This is a genomic window from Cytophaga sp. (genome assembly GCF_051961495.1).
Lineage (GTDB): Bacteria > Bacteroidota > Bacteroidia > Cytophagales > Cytophagaceae > Cytophaga.
The window spans coordinates 1-7,480 of the sequence record NZ_JBQCDF010000109.1; the positions used below are offsets into that span (position 1 = coordinate 1).

The following is a 7,480-nucleotide window of genomic DNA, read 5'->3' on the forward strand; positions in this document are numbered from 1 at the left end:
TTTAAACTCGGAAGTATTACAACAGTTGAGTTCCGTGCAGCACAGCTGAACTACATCAATGCAACCGTGCGTTACAGCACAGCCCAGTACAATGCAAAGCTTGCTGAAATCAACCTGAACCAGATTTCAGGAACGATGGAATATTAAATTAATCATTGTTCAATAAAGACCTTCCAGTCTTTATGAAGTTTGGTATTTAATACACGGGGGAATTTATTCTGTCCACCTTCTTTTCCTCTGAAGCGCAGCCAATCATAAAAAAGATTTGCCGGTAGAATCGTAACAAGTATTTCTTTAAGTGCTGTTGTACGCTCAACCCGGTAATCATCATTCAGAAGCTTCAGTTTTTCATCCAGCAGGTTCGATAATACAACAGGATCAACCTCATCGTCTGTGCCTATATACCATTGGTGTGCAAATAAGGATTCATAAGGTATGCCGGCAACAGCAAACTCTTTGATCGTTATATTGAGTTCTTCCGAAATAAGTTTAATTGCCTGGTTCATGTTATCAACCGACAAATGTTCACCACACAAACTAATGTAGTGCTTTGTTCTGCCAGTAATAACAATTTCTGCATTTGCCTTATCAACAAAACGGATCACATCCCCGATAATATAACGCCACGTGCCGGCACAGGTAGAAAGCAGCAAGGCATAATCAACTCCTTCTTCCACATCATCAATCATAAGCGTTTTAGGATTCACTACTAAATCTCCCGATGATGTAAAATTCTGTTCATTAAACGGTACGAATTCAAAAAATATTCCATTGTTCAAAACCAGTTTCATACCTTTTTTCCCCGGTCCTGCCTGATAAGCAATAAAGCCTTCAGATGCCAGGTACGTTTCAATATAAATAATAGGCCGCGCCAATAATTTTTCAAACCCTTTGCGATAAGGTTCAAAAGCTACACCACCATGTACGAATACAGAAAGGTTGGGCCACATATCATGAATCGTTTCCAGCTGATAACGCTCAATGATGCGTTCAATCAGGATCTGGAGCCAGGCAGGTACACCTACAATAAAACCTATATCCCATTTAGGTGCCGATTCTACAATTTCATTAAGCTTACTTTCCCAATCGCGGTTGCGGGCAATCTTAGAACCAGGCTTATAAAAATACTGAAACCAGAATGGAATTTTACTTGCCTGGATGCCGCTCAAATCACCTTCATAATACATTTCAGTTTTATGTAGATGTGTGCTGCCGCCCAGCATCAAAATACCTTTGCCAAATAATTCTTTCGGAAGCTTGTATTGCACTAAAGACAATAACTGTCTGATGCCAATTTTTTTATTTGCTTTTATAAACTGATTGGTGATCGGGATATACTTGGTAGACGCATCTGAAGTACCGGAACTCAATGCAAAGTATTTGATCTTACCCGGCCAGGTAACATCGGCCTCCCCTTCCTTCAAACGATGCCACCATTCTGTGTATAATTTATTATAAGAAAATACCGGTACACGTCTTTTATAATAACTATAAAAATACTTCTTGTCCTTAGAACCAAACTGCGTAATGATTTCTGAAAAATTGTAATGCTTCCCAAACTGTGTATGAACACTTTTTTTAAGCAGTTTTTTTAATACCTTCCGTTGTTGATTAAAGTGACTAAGTTTTTTTTTATTTGGCAATGTGCTTAACTTTAGTGCTCTCGCAAACAGCTTCTCCAAAAGATCCATATCTAGTACTATTATATTTAGTCACTGAAATTTAATACATTCACATTACGTAACAGTTAAATTATGATAAACAAATCCGCTTTAAATATTATTACAGAATTTTTAAAGCCATTTCACACCAGTCTGATTGCAGTAACAAAAACACACCCGGTTGAAGTACTGCAGGAAGCTTATGATTTCGGATTGAATGTATTTGGTGAGAATAAAGTACAGGAACTTGTTGCCAAAGCAGAAGTACTGCCGAAAGATATTCAATGGCATTTAATCGGACATTTGCAAAGTAATAAGGTTAAATATATAGCTCCTTTTATTTACATGATCCACTCGGTTGATAGCTTCAAACTGTTACAGGAAATCAATAAGGAAGCAAAGAAAAACAACCGTATTATACTTTGTCTTTTACAAGTATATATTGCCAATGAAGACACAAAGTTCGGACTGGATCAAAAAGAGCTTTTAGCAATTTTAACGCATCCGGAACTTGAACAGCTGGAGCACATACAAATCAAAGGATTGATGGGCATGGCAACAAACACAGATGACAAAGCGCAGATCCGGAAAGAGTTTCATGGCTTAAGAGAATTATTTCATACGCTTTCAAGAACGATTACAAAAAAGAATATTCAATGGAGTGAAATTTCCATGGGTATGACTTCTGACTATGAAATTGCTGCTGAAGAAGGAAGTACCATGGTAAGGATCGGAAGCGCGATCTTTGGAAGCAGATAAATGTATTAAGTTTTAAGTAATGCATTCTAAACAGTAATTCTTCTTACCCAAATAAATCGAATTCATAATTCATAATTCATAATTCATAATTCATAATTCATAATTCATAATTCATAATTCATAATTAGCAAACATGTTACATAAAACATTCTTACTGGCCGGAAGTATATTTGCAGGCTTAGGCGTTGCCATCGGCGCATTTGGCGCGCACAAACTAAAAGACTTCCTCCTTCAGACTGGTCGTACGGATACGTTTGAAAAAGCGGTGATGTACCAGTTCTATCACAGCTTTGCATTGTTGGTTGTAGGGTTATTAATTCTGCAAACACAGTTTAACACAAAATACCTGAACTATGCGGGTTATAGTTTCATTGCGGGTATCCTGATCTTCTCCGGATCTTTGTATATACTATGCTTAACAGAAACACCCAAATGGGGGGCCGTAACGCCTATCGGCGGTGTATGCATGATTGCAGGATGGGTATTGGTGTGTATGAGCTTTCTGAAGTAAGGTTCTAGTTACTAGTTTCCAGTTGCTAGACTCAAAATAAAAAAGGATAGACCGAATTCAGTCTATCCTTTTTTATTTTGGGGAATGTTCGGTCTAATACCTGTCTACTAGTTACGGAATCACATTCACCCGGATTCTCAGGTATTCCGCTGGATCGGCATTTGGTGTTACAGCATTCGATAAAATCGTAAGCGTTTTATTCACTACACCCATCTTGCCTGCAGAATTGAATTCTACTGTAATGGAACCGCTGGCACCTGGCGCCACGACCTTTTCATATGAATTCGGAACCGTGCAACCGCATGAGCTGACAATGTTATCTATTTTCAACGTATCTGTTCCTGTGTTTTTGTATTTAAAAACATAGGTTACTTTTTCGCCCTGTTTCACATCTCCGAAATCATGAGATTTTGTCTCAAAAGACATTACAGGGCTTTTTACCAATGCCTGCGCAAAAACACCCGTTGCAAAAACAATTCCTAATAAGATCAATATTCCTTTTTTCATATCAATAATTCTATATTCTATTTATAATACTGTTTACAATAACTAAGCCAGAAAGTGCGGAGTACATAGTACTTAGTACGAAGATAACTGAAATTGTAACCCTTTTTCATTATTTATTTTAATATCTGTTTTAAACAGATCGAAGATCCGGTTATTAATCCTTAAAAGTAAAACTTACAATCAGTACTCTGTACTTAATTCTCTGTACTCTGTACTTCAAAAAAACGCGGATGGAAATTCACCAGAAATACCTGGCTTTTTCCCCGGGTAATTGCTGTATATAACCAACGAAGAAATTCTATATCTATTTTATCGTCCGTAAGGTATCCCTGTTCAATAAACACCGTGTGCCATTGCCCGCCTTGTGCCTTGTGACACGTAAGCGCATACGCAAATTTTACCTGCAAGGCATTCAGGAACGGATCTTTCCGGATTGCTTCCAGACGCTCCTGTTTTGTGGCAATATCTTCGTACTCTTTTTCAATTTCTTTATACAACTCCTGCATCTTTTCCTTTTCTAAATTAGGTGTAGATGAGTAAAGTGTGTCAAGCATGATTTTCAATTGAAAATTTCCGAACTCAGGAAAGTCTCTGAAAACAGCCTCTATATCTGCAAAGCGAAAGCCATACTGATCCTGGTAACGCAGTACTTTCCGGATCTCAAGAAAATCACCGTTGGCAATAAAACCTGAAGAAATATTTGAGGGAAGAATTGAATAATTGTTCCGCACAGCCATCAGCAGATCTCCTGCATCCAACTCGTTTTCAGTAAAAAATATAGCCTGCCGTATATAACGGTTGTAACCGGTTGCTGATTTATTGCTTCTGCATACAACAATGGTTTCTTCCCTGCCAAAGTTATCATAGGCATATCGTAAGCCATCTTCCAACCGGTCGGATGTCATTTTATAAAAATCTTTGAAGCCTGTTGTAAAATGAATTTCCGTTGCATTTCTGCGGATATCATTTCTCAGCTTAGTAGCATTGTACAAAATACCTGAAGCCTGTGCCTGCCGCACAACATCTGTCAATTCTACTTCAAGCAGATCAATGGAGAAATGAGATTCCAGGTAACGCTTGTCTAATGCCGGACTGATTGTTTTACCTACCGGAGGCAGCTGCGCTGTATCGCCACATAATATCAAACGGTTATTCTTCTGTTCAAATACATAAGAAATGAGATCACCCAACAAACCATTGCTGCCAAACTCCGAGTCATCACTCAGCATGGAAGCTTCATCAACAATGAAAATCGTATTGGCAAACATGTTGCGTTTCCTTGAAAAAAAAATACCTCCTGTTGATGATGTTTCCTTGCGGTAAATATGCCGGTGGATAGTAGCGGCGCCTTGTCCGGAATAAGAAGACATTACTTTGGCTGCACGTCCGGTAGGTGCCAGCAGCACCGTTTGAAACCTGTTTTTAGGAATGGCCCGTACCAATGCACTCAATAAAGTTGTTTTCCCTGTGCCTGCATAACCTCTCAGCAAAAGTGCAAAGTTGTTTGTACCTTTGCTTTCTACCAATTGTTCGATCAGATCAATTGCCTTAGACTGGCTGTTTGTAGGTGCTGCAGGTAATGCAGCGATCATGGAATGTGAAAGTGCCAAGGGAGTAACAGATTATTTAAATGGCGTGGTTCATGGAAGATATTAAAAACGAAATCGTCTCAAACTTTGGTAACAAGTTACGCATTAGAGTTTGTGGAATTTGTATTGAGGAAAATAAAATTTTATTGATCCGCCACCACAGCATTGGTAAAAGCGGCGAGCTATGGACACCACCCGGGGGCGGAATGAATTATGGTGAATCCGCAGAAGATGCATTGATCCGGGAATTCATTGAAGAAACAGGTCTTAATGTTTCCGTTGAAAAATTTTTATGTGTCAACGAATACTTAACCCCGCCCCTGCACGCCATCGAATTTTTTTTTATTGTCAAAAAAACGGGTGGATCCTTACAGACTGGCATTGATCCGGAATTGCATGCCGACCGTCAGATAATCACAAAAATTGAATGGCTCTCAATTGAACAATTAAAAAAAATACCCCGGGAATCGCTACATAGCCTGTTACACTCAATTCAATCTATTGAAGACCTTTATACACTAAGCGGATTTTATTACTAATCCTGCCGATAAAGGGCACTTCATACATCTACCTTACCAACATACTTATCCACACTATTGTTATAATACAATAATTTGGTAAAAATTATTTAATTTTACTAAATTGTATAGATAAGAATACAATTTGTAGAATATACCTTTTACACATTTCTAAGTGTATAATATGATATCAGACACAATTGTTCGATATAAGTTAAGCAATTCAGTAAAAGACAGTCGTCTTGAAACAGAAAATCTGGCTAAATACCATTTGTCTTTTCAGGTCAATTTTGAATTGTTCCGTATCTGTGTCATTGATGGAGAAAGCAACCGCTGTTTGTTCTTAGAAGATTATAAACTCTTTGATATTTACACAACTTCTGACCTGCTTGATCAGCTGGATATATTGTTTGAAGACCACGTGCTTATTAAAGCAGGCTTCTGGAAGAGCATTACATTAGGCATAAAAAATACTCAGTTCTCTCTTGTTCCTGAATCTTTATTTGAAAGAGATTACCTGAAAGAATATTTGATTCTCAATACAACGCTTGACAGAGAAGCGGATGAAGAATATCATTTCTTCAAGCAAAAACAAACGGAAGCAATCAATGTATTCGCAACCAATAACCGTTTGACAGACTGGTTCAGAAAGACCTATCCGCTAAAACAGATCCGCGTAATACACCACACTTCATCCATGATCGAAGGGATTCTGCTGCAAAAAGATCTTGCGCCTGCAGAAAAAAGTGTGTACATCCAGGTAGAACAATATTTTTTAACCATTACGGTAAAAGAAGGCAAGAAGCTGATCTTCTGTAATAGTTTCACGTTCAATACAAGTGAAGATTTTGTTTACTTCATCTTGTTTGTGTTTGACCAGCTGGAACTAAATCCGGAAAAATGTCCGGTAATCGTTTTTGGAGAAATCACACACGATTCAGAATCGTTTAGTAAATTGTACAAGTACATCCGCAATTTGTCGTTTGGTTCAAAACCTGAATTCATACGTTTCGGATATCAATTTGATGAAGTCTTTGACCATCGTTATTTTGATCTGTACAATATGCATTTGTGCCAAGGTTAAACAATCCTGATCATGAATAAAATTGCCGTATTCCCGGGCTCATTTGATCCTTTCACCAAAGGACATGAAGATATTGTACGCCGTAGCTTACTGTTATTCGATAAAGTCATTATTGCGATAGGCAGCAACTCACAGAAAAACCGGTACTTCGATCTGGATTTTATTGTACCTAAAATTGAAAGTTGTTTCACAGCCAATGAAAATGTTGAGGTGAAAGTCTTCAAAGGACTTACGGCTGAATTCGCCAAAGAATGCGGAGCGCAATTTTTAATCAGAGGTTTACGCAACACCACTGATTTCGAATATGAAAACAGTATTTCCCAGGCTAATAAATATCTTTGGAAAGATCTTGAAACGGTATTCATGATCACAAGTCCACATCTGGCCTATATCAGCTCAAGCCTGATCCGTGACATCCATAAATACAACGGAGATGTTAGTGGATTTTTACCTTACAAGCTCTGAATGCAGCCTGTAATATTCATTTAAAACTTCCTGTATAGAGGCGTAGGAGTTTTTAACAGACTTCATAGCATCTTTATAAGACATCCATTTCAGGTCTTCGATAAATTCAGCCAATTGGGGCTGCATGTTCGCATCATCTGTACAAACCATTTCATACCAATCTGTACGTTTCAAAATTCTTTTCCCTTTGCGAACATAGGTGTGCCAGGTAGAACATACTTTCTCTCTTACATCTACCCGAACGCTACACTCCTCTTCAACTTCTCTTTTAGCAGCTTTAATAAATTCTTCTTTTTTCTTAAGCTTGCCTTTTGGTAAGTCCCACCTGCCCAATCTAAAAATCAACAGCACTCTATCCTGCTTGCGCACCACGCCACCTGCGTCTT

The 7,480-nt window shown here is 38.2% G+C and carries 10 protein-coding genes; 6 read left to right on the top strand and 4 right to left on the bottom strand.

The window, feature by feature from the left end; translation table 11 throughout:
- Nucleotides 1-147 (top strand): TolC family protein (locus ACTHJT_RS05150; RefSeq protein WP_440236856.1); only part of this gene is annotated, 147 nt, incomplete at its 5' end.
- A 5-nt stretch (nucleotides 148-152) separates the two neighbouring features.
- Here ACTHJT_RS05150 and ACTHJT_RS05155 read toward each other — a convergent pair.
- Nucleotides 153-1,691: a GH3 family domain-containing protein gene (locus tag ACTHJT_RS05155; RefSeq protein WP_440236839.1), complete on the bottom strand. Its 1,539-nt coding sequence runs from the start codon at nucleotides 1,689-1,691 to the stop codon at nucleotides 153-155.
- 63 nt (nucleotides 1,692-1,754) lie between these two features.
- On the opposite strand from ACTHJT_RS05155, the gene ACTHJT_RS05160 reads away from it, so the two are divergent.
- Together ACTHJT_RS05160 and ACTHJT_RS05165 are read left to right on the top strand one after the other, a co-directional pair.
- The gene (locus ACTHJT_RS05160) at nucleotides 1,755-2,420 is read left to right on the top strand and encodes a YggS family pyridoxal phosphate-dependent enzyme (protein ID WP_440236841.1); all 666 of its coding nucleotides are present in this window, start codon (nucleotides 1,755-1,757) and stop codon (nucleotides 2,418-2,420) included.
- 133 nt (nucleotides 2,421-2,553) lie between these two features.
- Nucleotides 2,554-2,931: a DUF423 domain-containing protein gene (locus ACTHJT_RS05165; protein WP_440236843.1), complete on the top strand. Its 378-nt coding sequence runs from the start codon at nucleotides 2,554-2,556 to the stop codon at nucleotides 2,929-2,931.
- Nucleotides 2,932-3,042: 111 nt separating this feature from the next.
- On the opposite strand, the gene ACTHJT_RS05170 is transcribed toward ACTHJT_RS05165, so the two are convergent.
- Nucleotides 3,043-3,438 carry a DUF1573 domain-containing protein gene (locus ACTHJT_RS05170; RefSeq protein ID WP_440236844.1) on the bottom strand — a complete coding sequence of 132 codons (396 nt, stop codon included), beginning with the start codon at nucleotides 3,436-3,438 and terminating at the stop codon, nucleotides 3,043-3,045.
- A 194-nt stretch (nucleotides 3,439-3,632) separates the two neighbouring features.
- Complete coding sequence (locus tag ACTHJT_RS05175) at nucleotides 3,633-5,048, bottom strand: ATP-dependent DNA helicase (protein WP_440236846.1); 1,416 nt, start codon at nucleotides 5,046-5,048, stop codon at nucleotides 3,633-3,635.
- A 32-nt stretch (nucleotides 5,049-5,080) separates the two neighbouring features.
- Here ACTHJT_RS05175 and ACTHJT_RS05180 point away from each other — a divergent pair, with 32 nt between their 5' ends.
- The 3 genes from ACTHJT_RS05180 to coaD all read left to right on the top strand — a co-directional run bounded on the left by ACTHJT_RS05180 (nucleotide 5,081) and on the right by coaD (nucleotide 7,094).
- Complete coding sequence (locus tag ACTHJT_RS05180; RefSeq protein WP_440236848.1) at nucleotides 5,081-5,566, top strand: NUDIX domain-containing protein; 486 nt, start codon at nucleotides 5,081-5,083, stop codon at nucleotides 5,564-5,566.
- Nucleotides 5,567-5,729: 163 nt separating this feature from the next.
- Nucleotides 5,730-6,629 (top strand): DUF3822 family protein, encoded by a 900-nt coding sequence (locus tag ACTHJT_RS05185; RefSeq protein WP_440236850.1) that lies wholly within the window; start codon nucleotides 5,730-5,732, stop codon nucleotides 6,627-6,629.
- Nucleotides 6,630-6,641: 12 nt separating this feature from the next.
- Complete coding sequence (gene coaD, locus ACTHJT_RS05190) at nucleotides 6,642-7,094, top strand: pantetheine-phosphate adenylyltransferase (RefSeq protein WP_440236852.1); 453 nt, start codon at nucleotides 6,642-6,644, stop codon at nucleotides 7,092-7,094.
- Here the strand turns inward: coaD and ACTHJT_RS05195 are convergent.
- Nucleotides 7,077-7,480: NUDIX hydrolase (locus ACTHJT_RS05195; protein WP_440236854.1), on the bottom strand; the 404-nt coding region annotated here is incomplete at its 5' end. The genes coaD and ACTHJT_RS05195 overlap by 18 nt on opposite strands.

Coding starts and splice junctions, on each gene's coding strand:
- ACTHJT_RS05155 (WP_440236839.1), bottom strand. CDS start 1,691: ATGGATCTTTTGGAGAAGCTGTTTGCGAGAGCACTAAAGTTAAGCACA.
- ACTHJT_RS05160 (WP_440236841.1), top strand. CDS start 1,755: ATGATAAACAAATCCGCTTTAAATATTATTACAGAATTTTTAAAGCCA.
- ACTHJT_RS05165 (WP_440236843.1), top strand. CDS start 2,554: ATGTTACATAAAACATTCTTACTGGCCGGAAGTATATTTGCAGGCTTA.
- ACTHJT_RS05170 (WP_440236844.1), bottom strand. CDS start 3,438: ATGAAAAAAGGAATATTGATCTTATTAGGAATTGTTTTTGCAACGGGT.
- ACTHJT_RS05180 (WP_440236848.1), top strand. CDS start 5,081: ATGGAAGATATTAAAAACGAAATCGTCTCAAACTTTGGTAACAAGTTA.
- ACTHJT_RS05185 (WP_440236850.1), top strand. CDS start 5,730: ATGATATCAGACACAATTGTTCGATATAAGTTAAGCAATTCAGTAAAA.
- coaD (WP_440236852.1), top strand. CDS start 6,642: ATGAATAAAATTGCCGTATTCCCGGGCTCATTTGATCCTTTCACCAAA.